Below are 18,539 nucleotides of genomic sequence, written 5' to 3' on the forward strand. Positions count from 1 at the left end.
ATGAAGTTATATATCAAAAATATGGTGTGTGACCGCTGCAAGCGGGTGGTGCGGGAAGAACTGAACGGGCTGGGAATTGATTTGACTTTCGTCGAACTTGGCGAAGTGGAAACCGTAGCGGAGGTAAATACCGATAAGTTGCAACAGGTGAAAACGGTGCTGGAAGCGAATGGTTTCGAGTTGCTCGATGACCGCCGTCTGGCTCTGGTGGAGCATATCAAAACGCTCGTGATCGACGAGGTACAGAATTTGAAAGGTAACAAACCCGCTCAGATGAATTTTTCGGATTATCTGTCGGAAAAGATCGGCTATGAATATTCGTACCTGAGCAACCTGTTTTCTTCCGAAACCGGGCAGACGATCGAGCAATATATCATCGCCCAGAAAGTGGAAAAAGTAAAGGAATGGCTTTCCTACAACGAACTGACTTTAAGCGAAATAGCATGGCGTCTTTCGTACAGCAGCACGGCGCATTTGAGCAACCAGTTCAAAAAAGTGACCGGCATGACGCCCGGAGAGTTCAAAAAAGGCGCACTACAGCGTACTGCGCTCGACCAGGTGGGGAATTAATGATCGGTATCCAATTATTATAAAATATTCGCTATTAATTATTATTAAATTTCCATTATATGAACAAAATCATTGTTACCTCCCTGCTGTTCTTATCCGTTGCATGTTCGGGAAACAAATCTGAAAAAGAGGGCGCGGCTACCGAAACACACGCCGTGAGCGAGAAAAAGTATGCCTGCCCGATGAAATGCGAAGGTGAAAAGACGTATGCAGAGGCTGGCAAATGCCCGGTTTGCAAAATGGAGTTACAGGAAGTAGCACTGGCGGAAACCGATACAACAGCACATCAACACTGATTTTTTAAATTGACCAGATTATGAAAACGACCATTTTGAGCATTATTACCGCCCTGTTGCTGGGCCTGAATATCGCCTACGCCGATGGTACCAAAGAGGTGAAAATCAAGACTTCGGCCATTTGCGAAATGTGCAAGGCGCGCATTGAGCGCAACTTGGGCCTTTCCAAAGGCGTGAAAGAATCGAATCTCGATCTTTCCAGCAAGGTGATTACCGTGAAATATAACCCGGACAAAACCACCGCGGAGGCCATCAAGGCGACGATTAACAAAACCGGCTATGACGCCGACGAGCTACCAGCCAATCAGAAGGCACACGACAAGCTTCCGAACTGCTGCCGCAAAACTGCCGCAGCACATTAGTCACGAAATTACTTCGTCATGTTTCTCAACAAACTCATCTTATTGACGACAGCCGCCGGAATGGTGGCTGCCACAGTCCCTGCATTTGCTCAGCACGAACACCATCAAGAGCCTGCGAAAGACACTACCGGCCATGAAATGCACGATATGAAAAGCATGGATCATGCGCAAATGAGCCACGAGAGCTCATCACACATGACGCATAGCTTCTCATTGAGCCTGCCCATGACCCGCAATGGCTCCGGTACCGGCTGGCAGCCCGACGCCACGCCCATGTACGCCTACATGAAGCATGGGAGTAAATGGAATTACATGCTGCACGGAAGTATTTTCCTGCGGTATACCACCCAAAATTTCAATAACGACGGCAAAAGAGGTTCGGACTCAAAGTTCAGCGCCCCCAACTGGTTTATGGGAATGGCTCAGCGACAGGTAGGCAAAAACGGTTTGCTGAACCTCCGCGCGATGGTTTCTCTCGATCGACTCACCGACGGAGGCGCGGGCTACCCGCTGCTTTTCCAGACCGGCGAGAGCTGGAAAGGCGAGCCGCTTATCGACCGACAGCACCCGCACGACCTTATTTCGGAACTTTCTGTCGGTTATACCCAGCGGATCAATGATAAGGTCGACCTGACGATTTACGCGGGCTATCCCGGCGAGCCAGCGCTTGGCCCTACGGCGTTTATGCACCGGATGTCGGCATTCAACAACCCCGATGCGGTGCTCGGCCATCATTGGCAGGACGCTACGCATATTACATTTGGTGTGGTGACGGCGGGTGTCCGCTATGGTAAATTTAAACTCGAAGGCTCCTCATTTACCGGTCGCGAACCGAACGAAAACCGCTTTGACTTCGATAAGCCGCGCTTCAATTCTTACAGTTACCGGCTATTGTTCAACCCGTCAGCCAATTGGGCGTTACAGGCCTCCAGAGGTTTTATCAAAAGCCCCGAGCCGCGCGAGTCCGACGAGGATGTAGACCGCACGACCGCTTCGATACAGCACTCGGGTAATTTGGAAGGAAAAAACAGATGGATTTCCTCTACGCTTGTATGGGGTTTGAATGATGCCGGCGAACACCACAAGGAACATTCTGTTCTGGCTGAATCCAATCTGCAACTCGACAAATGGGCTCTTTATGGCCGCTATGAATGGGTGCAAAAAAGTGTCGGTGAGTTGGGGTTGGATACAATCTACGGCAGACAGGGGTTCGTAACCCTGCCAGTTTCCATGTTTTCTCTCGGTTTGAACCGGCAGATCGCCTCGTTCAGCAATACTTTATTGCAGGCCGGAGCTCAACTGAGCTTATACAAACCAGATCACCAGTTGGAGCCTTTTTATGGCAAAACGCCGCTTTCCGGGCAGGTGTACCTGCGCATAACTCCCGCGCTCATGCGTATGTGAGGGGGCTTTTTTAGTAGTTTTGGGTTTTAATTTAAACCAAAATACCGCCGTGGCCTGGTACCATACCTATTTCAAAGGACTCCCGCAACGCGCCTGGAAACTGAACCAGGACGAAGAATACACTGATTACGAGGTCGATTTCCTGCGGGATGTACTTGAAATAACGGCGGACAGCAAAGTACTCGACGTATTGGCCGGCTATGGAAGGCACGCTATTCCGCTCGCAGAGCAAGGCACGGCATTGACCTGTATCGATATTTCACAGGAATATTGTGAGGAATTACAGGACATCAGCAGTAAGCAGCAACTGCCGATAGAAGTCATTTGTGCGGATGTGTTGAACTACCAACTCCCCGAAGCCTCATTCGACGCCGCATATTGCTTTGGAAATAGTTTCAGCTTTTTCCCACGGGGAGATATGCAGCTATTTATCAACCAGATTGCCGCAGCATTAAAACCGGGCGCTCACATCGCGATCCACACCGAAAACCTCGCCGAAAGCATCTTGCCTAATTTCCAGACGCGCAACTGGATGCCGGTGCAGGACGACATTGTTTACCTGGCGGAAAACGAGTACCGTGCCGAAGGCAGCTACATTGAGGCTGAACAAACCTTCATTTCCGGCCCTGAGAAAGTGACTCACAGCGTCCGCCAGCACATTTACACCCTCGGCGAGCTTACTTATATGTTTGAACTGGCCGGACTACTCGTGGTAGGCACATTCAGCAACCTCGAAGCGGACCCGTTCATGCTAGGCGATGAGCAATTGTACCTTGTGGCGCGCAAGTAATCAATGCGGGAGCCGCGCGCGGACTAAACCGTAAATCCACGTTCCCGCAATGGCGCTCAGCAAAGTAATGGACACAGCCAGGTAACCTGCACCAATCTGCGCAAACAATGGCCCCGGACAAGCGCCGGTGATGGCCCAGCCGGTACCGAAAAGCACGCCGCCGTAAATCTGTCCTTTGTCAAACGTTTTGTCGGCGATGCTCACCATTTCGCCCGATAATGTTTTGATATTAAACTTCTTAATGAGCCAAATCGAAACGAGCCCGACCACAACCGCCGAGCCGATGACGCCATACATATGAAACGAATCCAGGCGGAACATTTCCTGAATGCGGAACCATGAAATGATCTCTGCTTTCAGAAAAACAATCCCGAAAATAATGCCTACGACCAGGTATTTCAGGTTCGCAGTAAAACCCTCGGCGGATTGCTGGCGGTTTGCGCCGTCGCACCCGTCGATTTTGATATTGTCGAAATCCCTATCGGCAGATTCTTCGAGGGACTGATGTATCTTTTCCATACTATTTCAAGTTTAACGAGCCAGATTGAGCAATAAAGGAAGGAGCAAATGTGTGCTGACAAACCCTCCGATCATAAAACTGACCGTGGCCACCAGCGAGGGCCATTGCAAATTCGAAAGCCCCATGATCGCATGTCCTGACGTGCAACCACCCGCATAACGCGTCCCGAAACCGACTAAGAACCCTCCTAACACAAAGAATATCAGGCCTTTCAAGGTAAATACATTGCTTAAAGCAAAAATATCCGTCGGCATCAGTCCCGAAAAATCCTGCACGCCCATAGCTGCCAGGCTCTGCCGTGTATCCTCGGTCACCACGATAGCATCGGGATTAGCCAGCCAGAAGTTTCCCACAAACCCGCCAACCACGATTCCCGCCACAAAAAACAGGTTCCACGCCTCTTTTCGCCAGTTGTATTTAAAAAACGGCAACCCCGCCGGTATCACCGCCGCGCAGATATGCCGAAACGACGACGATATGCCAAACGACTTATTCCCCAGCAGGAGCAACACCGGCACGGTAAGCCCGATCAGCGGCCCGGCAACGTACCACGGCCAGGGGGATTTGAGCAGTTCGATAATTTCCATGTTAATATATCGGATTAATATAGTATTTAAATATAAAAGAATTCCAATTACTTAACGTTTCCGGATCGCTTTGGATTTGCTTTTAATCTACAAATAATCAATCGAAAATCACGCCTCGGCGAGTACCGGCACGTTGGTTTTGACCACGGCACCGTAACCTCCTTCGATATTCACGACGTCGTCGACGCCGCGGGATTTCAGGATGGAGGCAGCGACCATCGAGCGGTAACCCCCTGCGCAGTGAATATGCAGTTTGCGATCTTTCGGAAATTCCGGCATGAGGTCATTAATGTAATCCAAAGGCAGATTCCGCGCTCCCTCGATATGCCCTGAAGCAAACTCATCCGGCTTGCGCACATCGATTACTTCCAGACTACCCGATTCAAAGCGCCTCGCAAATTCATCGGCACTGACCGATTCGACGGTGTCGATTTCTTTACCAGCCTGCTTCCAGCTCTCGAAACCGCCATTGAGATAGCCAATGGTATAGTCGTACCCTACCCGTGCAAGGCGTGTTACCACTTCTTCCTCTCTACCCGGTTCAGTGATGATCAACAATAATTGTTTCAAATCGGGGATCAATGCACCTACCCATGGGGCAAAACTGCCGTCGATGCCGATATTGATGGAATTGGGAATAAAACCCTTGGCAAAATCCGCCGGTTTGCGGGTATCGAGGATCAATGCCCCGGTATTGTTGGCTTTCGCTTCAAAAGCCTCCGGCGATAATCCCTGATGCCCGCGTTCGAGCACGTCGTCGATGCTTTCGTAGCCGTCACGGTTCATTTTGACGTTTTCCGGGAAATACTGAGGCGGCTCTGTGAGGCCGGCTGTTACTTCCTTAACGAATTCCTCTTTGGTCATGTCCGCGCGTAATGCATAATTGAATCGCTTCTGGTTGCCCAGCGTGTCGGACGTCTCCTTGCTCATATTTTTGCCGCAAGCCGAGCCTGCACCATGGGCAGGGTAAACGATCAAATCGTCCGGCAGCGGCATTATTTTCGAACGGAGGCTGTCGTACAGGATTCCAGCAAGGTCGTCCATCGTCAGATCGCCTTTTTGGGCTAGATCCGGACGACCTACGTCCCCTATGAACAGCGTATCCCCACTGAACAATGCCACCGGCTTGCCGGATTGATCGATAAGCAAATAGCTGGTCGATTCCATCGTATGCCCGGGCGTGTGCAATACCCGGATCACTACGTTACCCAGCTTGAATTCTTCACCGTCTCGGGCGATATAGGCTTTAAAACCGGTTTGCGCACCGGGACCATACACAATCTCCGCGCCGGTCTTTTCCGCCAGATCGATATGGCCGGAAACGAAGTCCGCATGAAAATGGGTTTCAAAAACATACCGGATTTTAGCACCGATTCTCTCGGCTTTCTGAATATAGGGCGCGACTTCGCGCAACGGATCGATCACCGCGGCTTCACCATTTGAAACAATAAAATAAGCGCCCTGCGCCAGGCATCCGGTATATATCTGTTCTATTTTCATGCTTTCCGCGGTTATGTGACGATTTGATTAGTGGTCAGGTGTTGTCAGGTTTGGTCAAGTCTAGTCAGGTAATTGTTAAGAGGGCCAGTTTTAACAGATTTATCGGCAACAGCCAAAACCTCGCAACTAATCATCACAACCCGTAACCATTCCTGACAGTTCCTGACCACACTTGACAACTACTGACAACACCTGACCACACCTGACCACCACTTCTCTACCTCCGCCGTACAAACACCAGACAATACCGCACCACGATCAGAAAACTCCTGACCAAGCCCAACACCATATGACTTCCCCGAATAATTCCAGGCATATTTATACTTTAACGACCTTCCATCCCCCAAGACGGAATCGCCAAATGCCCAGCATGGCCAGGACGGACTCCGCAATGGGTACCGCTGCAAAAACTCCAACCGGTCCGAAATCCAGGATAACGGCCAGTACATACGCAGTAGGGATTTGCACAGCCCAGAACGCGATCAGGTTCAGGACTGTCGGCGTTTTGGTGTCACCCGCGCCATTCAGCGACTGGATCACCACCATCCCATATGCGTAAAACCCATAACCCATACAAAGTACCCGTAATGCCAGCTTCCCCGTTTCCACTACATGCGGCTGGGAACTGAACAGGCTGATAATGTTCTCGGCGCCGACAAACATGACGACTGCAAGGACTCCCAGGAATATCAGGTTAAAAGAAGCGCATTTCCATACCGACGCTTCGGCGCGTTCCGGTTTCTCCGCTCCCAGATTCTGCCCCACCAGCGTTGCGGCTGCATTGGCTAATCCCCACGCCGGCAACAATGTGAACATGATCACACGAATAGCAATGGTATAACCCGCCACCACGTCACTGCCGAACTCGGAAAGAATGCGTGTCAGGAAAATCCAACTCGCGGAGCCGATCAGGAACTGAACCGTACCGCCGGTCGCAATTCTGACGATCGCCTGGATGGTTTCAGGGTTCGGTTTAAGGTCTTCCCAAAGCAAGCCCAACGCCTTTTTACCCTTGGTTAGTGAAAATAGCTGATACCCTACCCCAATGGTACGTCCTGTGGCTGTGGCCAACGCCGCACCTGTTACACCAAGCTCCGGGAATGGCCCGATACCGAAAATCAGGATTGGTCCGAGAAGCATATTGAACCCGTTGGCGATCATCAGCGAACGCATGGCCGTGGCTGCGGCACCCGCTCCGCGCAATGCGCCGCTCAAAGAGTAGAGCAATACCACCACGGGGCTGCTCAGGAACTGGATCCGGGCGAAATTGGTACCCGTTTCGATCACCTTATGATCGGCACCCATCATCCGGAGAATGTCGCCCGCCAGCAGGTAACCTGCCACAGCCGTCACCGACGAGATCGCCAATGAAATGAATATCACCTGTCCAACCGCATGCCGCGCCTGGTCCAGGTTTCCTTCCCCGGTGCGCCGGGCAATGGTAGCCGTAGCCGCCGTGCTAAGACCGATCGCGAGCGAGTACACCAGGGTAATCACGGATTCAGTAAGCCCGACCGTCGCGACAGCCTCAGTACTTACTTTTGAAACAAAGAAAATATCAACCACCGCGAACAGCGACTCCATGACCATTTCCAGGATCATGGGTACGGATAGCAAGAAAATGGCACGGTTGATGCTTCCTTCGGTAAAACTTTCTTCGGAGCCACGAATAGCCTCACGAAGCAGTGTAAACCACTTTTTCATGGATAATAAAAATTTGCAATAATGGATAAATAGAAATTGTGCGACCCGCAATGGGTCGTAAAAAAGTGCCTGTTAAAAGGCGGAGACTGAATTGTGGCTAGGCATTAGCCGAAGATGAGCACCAACATAGGCGTTAAGAATTTCGGCAAAGATACAAAAGTCTTTTCCGAATAATCAAACCAAAAAATGGATTTGTTAAATGCTAAATGTAATTTCACAAATTCCCGCGATGAACTTTTGCGATTGGCAAACCGTTGCAACTCTGCCCCTTTTCCGGCATTTGGGTATGCCATCGCAGGATTTTGAGCCGGAACAAAGACACAAAAACAACAGTGCATGATTGATAAGAAAAAATTATATTCGACAGCTGCCAAAAAGGAAACGGCCGTTCTGGTTGCTGTAAGCACCCAAAAGCAAAACGCCGAAAAGACAAAGGAATACCTGGAAGAACTCGCGTTCCTGGCCACTACGCTCGGCGTAGAGACCGTCCAGACTTTCACGCAAAACCTCGAACGAACCGATATCCGGACTTACACCGGAAAAGGAAAACTCGAAGAAATCCTGATCTACGTCACTGCCAACCCGGTGGACATGATCATTTACGATGACGATCTTACGCCTTCACAGGTCCGCAACCTCGAAGCTGTTTTCAAGGATATCAAGGTCATTGATCGCAGCTTGCTGATCCTCGCCATTTTCGCGATGCGCGCCCAGACAGCTCAGGCAAAATTGCAGGTGGAACTCGCGCAGTACCAATATATGTACCCGCGGCTAACCCGCATGTGGACGCACCTTAGCCGCCAGTCGGGTGCGGGCGTAGGTATGCGAGGTCCCGGTGAAACCGAGCTCGAAACCGACCGCCGGATCGTGAAAGACCGGATTGCATTCCTGAAAGAGAAGCTGGAAAAAGTGGATAAGCAAAGCGTTACCCGCCGTAAAGAACGCGACCGCCTTGTCCGCGTGGCCATTGTAGGTTACACCAACGTAGGTAAATCGACCTTGATGCGTAACCTCTCAAAAGCCGATGTCTTCGCCGAAAACAAACTCTTCGCGACCGTCGATTCAACTGTGCGGAAAGTGAACATGGAGAATATCCCTTTCCTGCTCACAGACACCGTCGGTTTTATCCGCAAATTGCCGACAACACTCATCGAGTCCTTCAAATCGACCCTCGACGAGGTACGCGAAGCGGATATTCTGATGCACGTCGTGGACATTTCGCACGCTTCATTCGAAGAACATCTGGATGTTGTAAACAAAACTCTCGAGGAAATCGGCGCAGCTAACAAACCTTCGATACTGGTTTTCAATAAAATAGACTTGTACAAACCGTCGTACAACGACGAGGATGAAGAAGAAGGCGAAGCGCCATCGACCCAGGACGTGCTCAACCAGCTGAAACGAAGCTACATCGCCGAAAAAGCCGATCACGTAGTTTTCATCTCGGCCCAGGAAAAGGAAAACATCGACGAATTGAAGCGGATGCTATTCTCCCTGGTGAAGGAAAAACACTTCTCCATTTATCCCAACTGGCTGGATCTCGGTTACACGCCAGTAGAAACAGAGGAATAATCATTTGTAATTCAAACGAATTTTTCTCAGTTTTGCACCCCGATTACCGCTAATTGGGCTCGATTCCCGTCGCGGTCACCAAAGTGAAATGTTACGTTCTTTATACATATTGACTGCGTAGTTCAACGGATAGAATAGGAGTTTCCTAAACTCTAGATATGGGTTCGATTCCCGTCGCGGTCACCAAGAATCCACAAGAACACGGCCAAAACCGTGTTCTTGTCGGTTTTAAACGGGTTCTGATGAAGATTAGAAAGTGAGGTTTGATAAGTTGTAGTTATGCTTGTTGAATTTCATGCTACCCGTTTGATACCAGCAATTAGAGACGCCTTTTGAAATAGGTTTGCGGCATATTAAATGCAACAAACGATGTTCAAAGATCAAATTGTAAGGTATAAAGTTATCTATGACAGGAAGAAACAGGCCGCTAAAAAAGGAAAAGCCGTGGTGCAGATCGAAGCTTACCAAAATGGGAACCGAAGTTACTTCTCCACAGGGATTTATCTCTCTCCTGATCAGTGGAATTCAAAGCGGCATGAGCCCAAAGACCCGTTTCAAGCTAAGCAGGTACGTGATGCAATTGCGTACTACGAGAAAATCGAAAGAGAAGTTAGACTTCACAATAGTGGACTATTTTCTCTTAAAGACTTCAAAGCAACCAGCTCGCCGAGCGAAGTTGTCCCCCCGGAGCCAAAGCAGACATTCAACGAATTTTTTGCCGCGCAAATAAAGTCGAGAGACAAGGAGTTGAAGTGGAACACCTACCGGCAACAGATCTCCTGCCTGAATATTCTGAATGAATTCGATGCGGCAATTTCATTCGAGGATCTGAAATACAGAACCATCGATGCCCTTCATCAATTCATGGTTAACAAGGGACACTGTAACAGTACATCAAACAAGCGACACAAGATCATCAGATCCTACATCGCAAAGGCGATTAAACTGGAAATGCTGGATAAGAACCCCTACGACAAGTTCAAGATTCCTGCGCCTGTTGTCAACAAACTCGCACTCCTCGGAAGTGAACTGCGAGCATTGGAAAACCTCACTTTTCCAGAGCCGCATGGAAGGCTAGAACGAGTTCGAGATATGTTCCTTTTTGCCACCTATACCGGGCTGAGATGGAGCGATGTTTTCAAGCTTACCCGGCAAAATCTGATCAAAACGGATAGCGGGATAGTGCTTAACATCAAGGCATCAAAAACAGAAAAGATGTTTCAACTTCCCCTCTGGTTAATGTTCGAAGGCAAAGGCGAAGCGCTTGTCCTTAAGCATTGGCCTTACCTCGAAACTGGGAAGGTTTTTCATAGTCTAAACAACGCTTTTGCCAACCGCGCATTAAAACGGCTTGCCGCCTTGGCTGGCATAAAGAAGCATCTACACTTTCATGTTTCGCGCCATACTGCGGGGACGATATTAGCCAGGACTGCCGGGGTTTTGACGGCAAAGGATGTGTTGCAGCATGCGACGCTCGCTACAACGATGGGATACCTGCACCTTTCTAACGCTGAGAGAAATAAATCACTTGAAAACGTCGAGAATTGGTATTGAATTTAGATTAGAAATGGAAGCAAAGCCAACAGCCAGAGGCCCTTATAAAAAACACAAGACAGGATACAAAATCTCTGTGAGTTACGAATTGTATTCAAGCAAAAAGCAAAATGGCAGCTTTGCAAATCCCCTATATGTCCGCGTAAGAGCAAAAAAGCAACAAAGCTACTTCAAGAGCCAAATTCCGTTTCTTTTTGCATCGACGGATGTCGAGAAAATTAGTCAAGACCCCCTTCTTGGCAGCCTAATTGAGCAGGAAATCGAGCTTATCAAAGGACACCTAGAAAATCACATTGAAGCATTTGGGGAATATTTTCTTATTAGCGATTGGTTAATTGACTTTAAGGAATTTTTGTCTGAGCGAACATTTCCAGACATCGTGGAAAACTATGTTAATCGGGCTTACCATGTAAATTTGATAAGCCAGAAACATATAGATCATGCCGCCTTTAAGCTTTTGATACCCAATAAATCAAAACTGACTGAATCCTTGGCGCTGGCGAAAATCTTGAAAGGTATTGGAGTCGAAGGCCTTGATCAAATTATTTCATGCATCTCTGCACTTTCCAGATTTTCTTCGTTCTTTTTAACTCACGTCGACAAGTGGATAAATCCGGAATTGAAGGCGATGCATGACTCTGGCAGGGCGCTTTTGGCAGATTTCCTTTTCTTCAATGAACATCTTGACAACAAAATCCGCGAATGCAGCATATCAAATGAAGAGCAAATAGCGTCTGATTTACAGATACTTAAAAATTTGCAAAATCTCGAAAAATAAAAAAGTGTTATCAATTATCAATTACTAACACTTTTTAGAAAACATTTTTGTACTATTGCATTGTCATTATGTAATCATAACAATGTAATATGTCACATCTACCCAAATCTTCGATCAACGCAGAAATGCAACTGCAAATCGACAATCTCACTCGCAGAGTCGATTATCTCGCCAGCAAAATCAAATCAAACAGCGACATCCCCAAAAAAGAGTGGTATCGCCCCACGGAGGCCTGTAAATTACTAGGGATTTCCCGCGCAAAATTTGAAGCTTACAAGCGGTCAGGCCTTTTCCCTACACATAAAGTTGGAGGATGCGTATATGTCGCCTCGTCTGATATTTCGGGCTTCTTTTCGAAAATGCTCCGGTAGCAGAAAAACGCTCTCACTTTCACGCCAATACTCATTTTCAGCGACTAAGCGCTAAAAATCCTTTATCCGTCAATTCTCTGAACAGCAAAAAAGCCCGCGTCCTGGCAGACATCGGGCTCAATATCTTCATGTCCAATTTCTCAAAACTAAACACTTATGATCATGGCAAAATTAGCAAAAATCCAAAGAATCCCCATTCCGCAACTTAATTCCGACTCAAAAGCGGCTGGTAGAGTTTCCGTTCTTTTTTGGCAGCATACTAGTAAAAGCACTGTGATTTATTGCAGGCTTACATATAGCGGCAAGCGTTACGATCGCTCAACCGGTTTGAAATGCACGAAAGGCGAGTTTGACACTCAGACACAGCGATTTACTAACAACCACGCTTTCAACACAATACTAGATGATATTGTAGCTCGCGTTCATTCAGCGCAGGCTGATTTCCGCTTAGCTGGCTGCTCAATTAAACTTGAAGAGCTGTGGATGCTGGCTAATGGCATCAGCCCTAAAAAACAGCAAAGCAACCTGCTACACTGCATCGATCGGTTTCACAAACAAAGAACCGAAGAATACGAACTCGGTCGAACCTCACTGGCCACGTTCAAGAAAATGGCTACTTGGAACAAGCTGATAAACTTATTCTCTGCTGAATTGTACGGGAAGGACGGGGAGATACAAGATGTTAAGCCGGCAGACGCACACCGCTTCTTGCTTTGGCTGCAAAAGCGGTTTAATCACTCCAATAACTATGCTTGCATGGTTGTTGAACATTTCAAGCGAATGCTCAATTTCGCCGTTGAAAATGAATGGATTGTCCGTAACCCATTCATGAATTACCGTCGCAAATTTGACAAACTACAAACGGAGCGTCTCACAGAATCAGAAGTTGACAAATTGCGAACGGCAGCAATTTTTGCTCCGGCAGTCAACCACGTCCGAACCGCGTTTATTTTTCAGTGCTACACTGGCTTACCCTACGCGGAATTGGTTCGTGTCTCCGAATCCAACATCATAGCCGAAGAAAAAACAGGGGCTGAATATCTAAAAATAGATCGTTCCAAGACAGGAACTGAGTCTATTATTCCCTTGACCATCGAAGCAAGAAACATCATTAACTCGTTTGCAGATCACCCCGTCAGAAGAGAGAAGGGGTTGCTAATACCCATGATCAGCAATCAGAAATACAACGTCCATTTAAAACAACTGGCTGGGTTGGTAGGCTTAAATAAAACACTCACATCACACGTCGCCCGCCGTACTGCTGCTACTCTCTTTTTGACGAAAGGAGCGCCCTTAGAGTCCGTTTCGGCAATGCTGGGGCATACGAATACGAAAACCACGCAGCGGCATTATTCAGTGACGCGACCGGAAAGAGTTATCAGAGACATCCAAGCCATCACCCCCCTATCAATGGTACCATAATGAAAAATAAGCGAACTATAATAGAAGCACTCAAGCTGCAAAATGACGTCTTGAAAACAAGGCTCGATACTCTACAATCGGAAAATGAATTATTCAAAACCCAGCATGCAAAGCTCTTAAACTTAGCCTCAGAGCAGTTCGCAACGGAGCTCTCCATGCTTAAAAAGCTGATTGAACTGGAAGCTGCCCTAAGCAAAGTGAAGTCGGAAAACGGGAAAAGGTAGTTTTCTCAAACTGATTCAATAACAATCATTTGGCCTGTGGGAGTCACTAACGTTCGGACGATACCGAGCCTTAATTCCTATTACCCATAAGACAGTAACACTTACATGCAGCAAGATGAATAACAATCACTTAACAAGGAATACCAGCGGAAGAAAGCCTCGGATACTAGAAATTCAAGAGTTTCTAAACTCGCGGTACGAGCTCCGCATCAACTGCGTAACTCAAAAAATAGAAAGCCGCCTCACAGGCACCAATGATTACTTCTCTCCTATCGACGAGAATAATTTAATCTATGAGCTATATGAATATGGCTTCACGAAATTCAAAGATGAGTTAAAAGCGCTTCTCGGTTCTTCAAGAATACAGCGCTTTGACCCTTTTAAGCACTATTTCGAGAAACTTCCGGCCTGGAAAGAGACTGACCCGGATTACATCGAAGAACTCGCGTCCTATGTTGAAACGGACAATCCGGACTGGTGGAAGCATATGTTTAAAATGCACCTCGTGCGCTGTGTAGCACAAGCAACCGGCGAATCGGGATTTAACAAGCAATGTCTGACTCTCGTTGGGAAGCAAAACGACGGCAAAACTAGATTCTTGGACTTTCTCATACCTCCCGCCTTGAAGGAATATGCTCGGAAAGGCTTCGATTTTGGTAAGAAAGAGGGGCTTATTGCATTAGTTCAAAACTTCATTATCAACCTGGACGAGCTCGCGTCCTTTGAAAAGAAAGAGCTCAATAATGAATTCAAATCCGTCCTATCCGAATCCACAATCCGATACACTCCTAAGTTTGCGAACTACGAGGCGACGTTCCAGCGACGTGCAAGCTTTGTAGCTTCTACCAACCAAGTTGAGTTTTTGACAGACGAGACCGGGAATGTTCGTTGGCTGCCGTTCATCGTGAACTCGATAAACCATGACAACGGAGGCTCGAACGGTTACTCAAAATTAGACATTAACAAGATATGGGCACAAGCATATGCCCTTTTCAAATCCGGCTTTAACCACCAATTGTCTAAGTCCGAAATACAACAGCAGGAGATAATCAACAAGAACTTTATAAAAGTTTCGGACGAAGTCGACATTATAAGCAGATACATGAAGCCCTCCCATAAAGGGGACATGAATGCCGAATTCAAGACCCCTACGCAGATAAGAGAATATCTTAACGGAAAGACTTCTATAAAGCTTTATACCAATCAGATAGGCCGAGCAATGACCATGCTTGGCTTTCAACGCGTCTCAGGATATACGGATCATAAAATGTCCGTGAAGGGATATTACATTCAAACACTACATTAAAAATTGGTTACCTGCTTACCTAAAAAATTTCAAATAACTAATAATCAATGAATTATATCGACAATTTTCAAGTAGGTAACCATTGTCTCTACTTACCTGCTTACCTGAAACACGGTATAGGTAGGCACGGCAAATTCAGGTAACCATAACTATTGCCTACCTACCTAAGAAATAATAATCTAACGATCTAAATGTCAATCCATTAAACACTTTCAAAATCGGCTTAGGTAAGCAGGTAACCATAATTTTAAATCTCTCGTCGTAAGTCGCGCATTACTGTCTGTGGCGTTCAGCAGTAAGTATACTTTTCCAAGTTTACCGCTAAAAGAAAAAGGACATGCTCATTGAAAAATCAAAAGAGGAATTGAAAGCCATACCGATTTGGGAATATCTCGGCTCATTAGGCTTCTTCCCCGTCCATCAGACAGGCCACGAACTTCAATACTTTTCCCCCATCAGGCAGGAGCAAACCCCGTCATTTTTCGTCAACCGCGTAAAAAATGTGTTTAACGACTTTGCAGGCGAAAGAGGTGACGTTATTCGGCTGGTGTGTCTATTGAAAAATATTGGGTATGTTGAAGCTTGCCAATATCTGTCAACCTGGAATGGCGAGGTAAGTGTTCAGGAATCGTTTGAAGCGCACGGCAAACAAACCGATCCCCAACCAAAATACAATCTCCTAGCGTCCGAAAGTCTAAGTCTAGTTAAAGTCATTAAGCTTGAAAGCCCCGCACTGATACGATACGCCGAAAGCAGATCCATTCCTTTTCTTTTAGCGGCTCGATATTGCTGCGAGGTACATTACCAAAACAAGGGCAAGCAATATTATGCATTAGGGTTCAAAAGCGACAAAGGTGGCTACGAGCTGCGCAACAAAATCGGAGGAAAGGATTTTAAATCTTGTATTGGCTCCAAAGCCACTACGTTGATCCGGGGAACCGATAGCAGTGCGTTGTCTTTATTCGAGGGCTTCTTTGATTTCCTATCAGCATTGGTCTACTACGATGTGCCCGAACCCAGGCACGACGTGCTAGTCCTAAATTCGACGGCCAATCTCAGCACCGCAAAGGAAATCCTTTCTAGTTATCAGAAAATATACACTTTCCTTGATCACGACGCCACGGGCAAAAAGGCCCTGCAACAGCTTGAAAAATGGAAATTTCCATTTCTTGATCGGGCGAGTGTCTACACGGGATTTACGGACTTTTCCGAAATGATCAGCTCGAAGCGCGAAGCACCCACCAACTCAACCAAATAAGTTACTGAAAATCAGCGAACTATGTCATTTTCAAAAAGTTGCACCTTTTTTGCCACGAATTCCCTAGCAAACATTTCAAAATCAAGCAATTACATTTTTTAAAGACATTTTTTAAGGCGAAAATCTCTCTCCTGATCCCGCCCTTTGACATTTTAGAAATTTCCAATTTAATAATTCCGAATATCTGTGACGACTCAAAAACCACCCTAGAAAAACCTGTCCTGTGCTTTTCCAACCTCCAAACCGAATTTTGACACATTCTTTAATTTAACACAACACACTAATGCGAATGCTCATCTTGTCCACCGGGACACCCTCTCGCCACCTTGTCGAAGCTCTCAAGGGGCATCAGTTTGAACGCCACAACCCCGGCGACCTCTATCTTTACGTATCCGAGAGCGTCAATGGGTATGACCGTATCTACAACGGCAAGGCCGATTTACCCACACCGGAGCGCCTTCATGTACGCGGCTTTGACGCCGTCATTAGTCGTATCGGTAGTAACCTCACCTTTGGCGCTACCATCTTGCAGCACATTACCGAGAATCTTGGGATCTATTGCCCGCAAAGCGCCCACGGCTTGCTCCTTGCGCAGGACAAAATGAAAACTGTCATGCGGTTAAGCGCCGAAAGCATTCGCGTCCCTCTCACTGTCTTTGCCCAGAAGGCTTCTCACGTCGACTTTATCATGAAGAAGCTGGGGGATTTACCTGTCATTGCCAAAGTACTCAAAGGCTCACAGGGGATGGGTGTCATGATTTGCAAGGACAAGGAGCAGACTAACACTACTCTTGAGTCCTTTTGGGGTCATGACATTGACATAATGCTTCAACGGTACATCGATACAGGCAGCAAGGATGTCAGAGCCATTGTTGTCGGCGATAAGGTTGTGGTGGCCATGGAACGAACAGGCAATAAAGACTTCAGAGCCAATATCTCGCAAGGCGGCTCCGGGACAAAGATCACGCTGACAACTGACCAAGAGAAAATGTGCGTTCAATCTGCCAAAGTGCTCGGGCTAGAATTTGCCGGTGTAGATATAATGACCGATAAAGAGGGCAAATCCTATGTAATAGAAGTGAACGGAAATCCCGGAACAAAAATCATAGACATCACTGGCCACAACTATTTTATTGACCTCGTGAAACACATCGAAAGCACAGTAAAATCTGGGCGAGCTTCTATAAACGTTAGTGGGGAGAAGCAAACAGCAGGCCTAATAACCACCCAAAATAATTTTTTAGTCGAATCTAAAAAATTATCACAACTTGAGGAATTACAGTTGAAAGAAGCGAAAGGTACGCTGAATTACAACGAGAGAGCTATGCTTATATTCCTCAAATTAAAAGAAGCCGTCTAATCCAAAATATCAGTGTGCGTATTCTAGACGAATACGCACACACGAGTTCTGATCACTACAAACACTAAACATAAATTACAATGAACAAATTTGTTGATGAATCGACGAGAACAAACGCGTGGGGAAATGACGATAGCGAATGGGGCTACACCCGTGGAATCGGCACCTACAAAAAGGGGAATTTTAAAAAAGTGAAGCAGCCCGATTCGGATGAACAAAAACCCAAAGTCGTATCAAGTATGACATGGATTGACTCTGAACGGTATCATGACGAAAATGGCGTCCTGCGGGTAAAAAGAGTAACTTACAAGTATGACGAAGATGGGAACAAGATCATCCTTCCGAACGAATAAGTAGGCCCAAGTAGCCTTACATTCTCGCCTTCCTGTTAAATACGACAAATCTAGTCCAGCTCACAGGAAGGCGAGATTTCAATGCCTATATGGATAAAGTCACACCTCTATATCCAATTCCCATTCGACGTTATATCTACCTTTCAAGATCGCGGGCACTCTCTCCGGCTCGTTGTGTTCTGTAAAAAGGTCGATAGCATCCATAAAAGATTGCTTTGTTTCCGCAACTGTCAAGCCCTCGCCCCAAATACCTGGGGCATTATTGCTATAAGCACCGTACAAATCTTTGCCTTTACTGATGGTTACTTTAATTGTTTCCATATTCGTCAGTGGATTTATTGAAATTAGATAGATTTCCTCTCCTCAATCATCTCAGGCAGAACTCTTTCCATAGAGATCCTTAATCTTTCATGCGCCTCTTTTGCCCTAAGATAGCAAACCAGCTACCTTATTCCGTCTCCCTCATAAGTGTAGTGACTTATGTCTTATCTAATCAACCTCTGGTCGTCGCTCGTAATGATTCTATGTGAGACTCCGCTCACACCAACCAAATGGAAGATATTCAAAATATTTACAACAAATTTCTTCCACATAAATATTGCATTTTA

The 18,539-nt window shown here is 46.8% G+C and carries 19 protein-coding genes and 1 tRNA gene; 15 read left to right on the top strand and 5 right to left on the bottom strand.

What is annotated here, in order from left to right:
- The 5 genes from AC2YIT_RS04565 to AC2YIT_RS04585 are packed head-to-tail and all read left to right on the top strand — an operon-like array spanning nucleotide 1 to nucleotide 3,422.
- Nucleotides 1–570 (top strand): helix-turn-helix domain-containing protein, encoded by a 570-nt coding sequence (locus AC2YIT_RS04565; protein WP_430841986.1) that lies wholly within the window; start codon nucleotides 1–3, stop codon nucleotides 568–570.
- A 59-nt stretch (nucleotides 571–629) separates the two neighbouring features.
- On the top strand, nucleotides 630–866 hold the full coding sequence (locus tag AC2YIT_RS04570) for a heavy metal-binding domain-containing protein (protein ID WP_487278367.1): 237 nt from the start codon (nucleotides 630–632) through the stop codon (nucleotides 864–866).
- A 20-nt stretch (nucleotides 867–886) separates the two neighbouring features.
- Entirely contained in the window at nucleotides 887–1,228 is a 342-nt protein-coding gene (locus AC2YIT_RS04575) for a heavy-metal-associated domain-containing protein (RefSeq protein ID WP_487278368.1), read from the top strand.
- 18 nt (nucleotides 1,229–1,246) lie between these two features.
- Nucleotides 1,247–2,632 carry a hypothetical protein gene (locus tag AC2YIT_RS04580; RefSeq protein WP_487278369.1) on the top strand — a complete coding sequence of 462 codons (1,386 nt, stop codon included), beginning with the start codon at nucleotides 1,247–1,249 and terminating at the stop codon, nucleotides 2,630–2,632.
- A 49-nt stretch (nucleotides 2,633–2,681) separates the two neighbouring features.
- Nucleotides 2,682–3,422: a class I SAM-dependent methyltransferase gene (locus AC2YIT_RS04585; RefSeq protein WP_487278370.1), complete on the top strand. Its 741-nt coding sequence runs from the start codon at nucleotides 2,682–2,684 to the stop codon at nucleotides 3,420–3,422.
- Here AC2YIT_RS04585 and AC2YIT_RS04590 read toward each other — a convergent pair whose 3' ends face one another.
- The 4 genes from AC2YIT_RS04590 to AC2YIT_RS04605 form a co-directional block, all read right to left on the bottom strand.
- On the bottom strand, nucleotides 3,423–3,941 hold the full coding sequence (locus AC2YIT_RS04590; protein ID WP_430841976.1) for a DUF6691 family protein: 519 nt from the start codon (nucleotides 3,939–3,941) through the stop codon (nucleotides 3,423–3,425).
- 12 nt (nucleotides 3,942–3,953) lie between these two features.
- Complete coding sequence (locus AC2YIT_RS04595) at nucleotides 3,954–4,529, bottom strand: YeeE/YedE family protein (RefSeq protein WP_430841974.1); 576 nt, start codon at nucleotides 4,527–4,529, stop codon at nucleotides 3,954–3,956.
- Between the two features lie 108 nt (nucleotides 4,530–4,637).
- The gene (locus AC2YIT_RS04600) at nucleotides 4,638–6,029 is read right to left on the bottom strand and encodes an MBL fold metallo-hydrolase (RefSeq protein ID WP_487278371.1); all 1,392 of its coding nucleotides are present in this window, start codon (nucleotides 6,027–6,029) and stop codon (nucleotides 4,638–4,640) included.
- Between the two features lie 318 nt (nucleotides 6,030–6,347).
- Nucleotides 6,348–7,733, bottom strand: coding sequence for an MATE family efflux transporter (locus AC2YIT_RS04605; RefSeq protein WP_487278372.1), 1,386 nt, complete (start codon nucleotides 7,731–7,733; stop codon nucleotides 6,348–6,350).
- Between the two features lie 336 nt (nucleotides 7,734–8,069).
- Here AC2YIT_RS04605 and hflX point away from each other — a divergent pair, with 336 nt between their 5' ends.
- The 10 genes from hflX to AC2YIT_RS04655 all read left to right on the top strand — a co-directional run bounded on the left by hflX (nucleotide 8,070) and on the right by AC2YIT_RS04655 (nucleotide 17,931).
- On the top strand, nucleotides 8,070–9,305 hold the full coding sequence (gene hflX, locus AC2YIT_RS04610) for a GTPase HflX (protein ID WP_430841968.1): 1,236 nt from the start codon (nucleotides 8,070–8,072) through the stop codon (nucleotides 9,303–9,305).
- Between the two features lie 111 nt (nucleotides 9,306–9,416).
- Nucleotides 9,417–9,491 (top strand) — tRNA-Arg (locus AC2YIT_RS04615).
- Nucleotides 9,492–9,674: 183 nt separating this feature from the next.
- Nucleotides 9,675–10,859, top strand: coding sequence for a site-specific integrase (locus tag AC2YIT_RS04620; protein WP_487278373.1), 1,185 nt, complete (start codon nucleotides 9,675–9,677; stop codon nucleotides 10,857–10,859).
- A gap of 13 nt (nucleotides 10,860–10,872) precedes the next feature.
- Entirely contained in the window at nucleotides 10,873–11,637 is a 765-nt protein-coding gene (locus AC2YIT_RS04625) for a hypothetical protein (protein WP_487278374.1), read from the top strand.
- A 125-nt stretch (nucleotides 11,638–11,762) separates the two neighbouring features.
- Complete coding sequence (locus AC2YIT_RS04630; RefSeq protein WP_487278490.1) at nucleotides 11,763–12,008, top strand: helix-turn-helix domain-containing protein; 246 nt, start codon at nucleotides 11,763–11,765, stop codon at nucleotides 12,006–12,008.
- A 162-nt stretch (nucleotides 12,009–12,170) separates the two neighbouring features.
- A complete protein-coding gene (locus AC2YIT_RS04635; RefSeq protein ID WP_487278375.1) occupies nucleotides 12,171–13,430 on the top strand; it encodes a tyrosine-type recombinase/integrase in 1,260 nt (419 codons plus the stop codon).
- Nucleotides 13,431–13,769: 339 nt separating this feature from the next.
- Nucleotides 13,770–14,960 (top strand): VapE domain-containing protein, encoded by a 1,191-nt coding sequence (locus tag AC2YIT_RS04640; protein ID WP_487278376.1) that lies wholly within the window; start codon nucleotides 13,770–13,772, stop codon nucleotides 14,958–14,960.
- 337 nt (nucleotides 14,961–15,297) lie between these two features.
- Nucleotides 15,298–16,218 carry a toprim domain-containing protein gene (locus tag AC2YIT_RS04645; RefSeq protein ID WP_487278377.1) on the top strand — a complete coding sequence of 307 codons (921 nt, stop codon included), beginning with the start codon at nucleotides 15,298–15,300 and terminating at the stop codon, nucleotides 16,216–16,218.
- Nucleotides 16,219–16,501: 283 nt separating this feature from the next.
- Nucleotides 16,502–17,578 (top strand): ATP-grasp domain-containing protein, encoded by a 1,077-nt coding sequence (locus AC2YIT_RS04650; protein WP_487278378.1) that lies wholly within the window; start codon nucleotides 16,502–16,504, stop codon nucleotides 17,576–17,578.
- 80 nt (nucleotides 17,579–17,658) lie between these two features.
- Nucleotides 17,659–17,931 carry a hypothetical protein gene (locus AC2YIT_RS04655; protein WP_487278379.1) on the top strand — a complete coding sequence of 91 codons (273 nt, stop codon included), beginning with the start codon at nucleotides 17,659–17,661 and terminating at the stop codon, nucleotides 17,929–17,931.
- Nucleotides 17,932–18,030: 99 nt separating this feature from the next.
- Here AC2YIT_RS04655 and AC2YIT_RS04660 read toward each other — a convergent pair whose 3' ends face one another.
- Complete coding sequence (locus AC2YIT_RS04660) at nucleotides 18,031–18,252, bottom strand: hypothetical protein (RefSeq protein ID WP_487278380.1); 222 nt, start codon at nucleotides 18,250–18,252, stop codon at nucleotides 18,031–18,033.
- Between the last annotated feature and the right edge of the window lie 287 nt (nucleotides 18,253–18,539).

Source organism: Dyadobacter sp. SRI_021, from assembly GCF_057586235.1.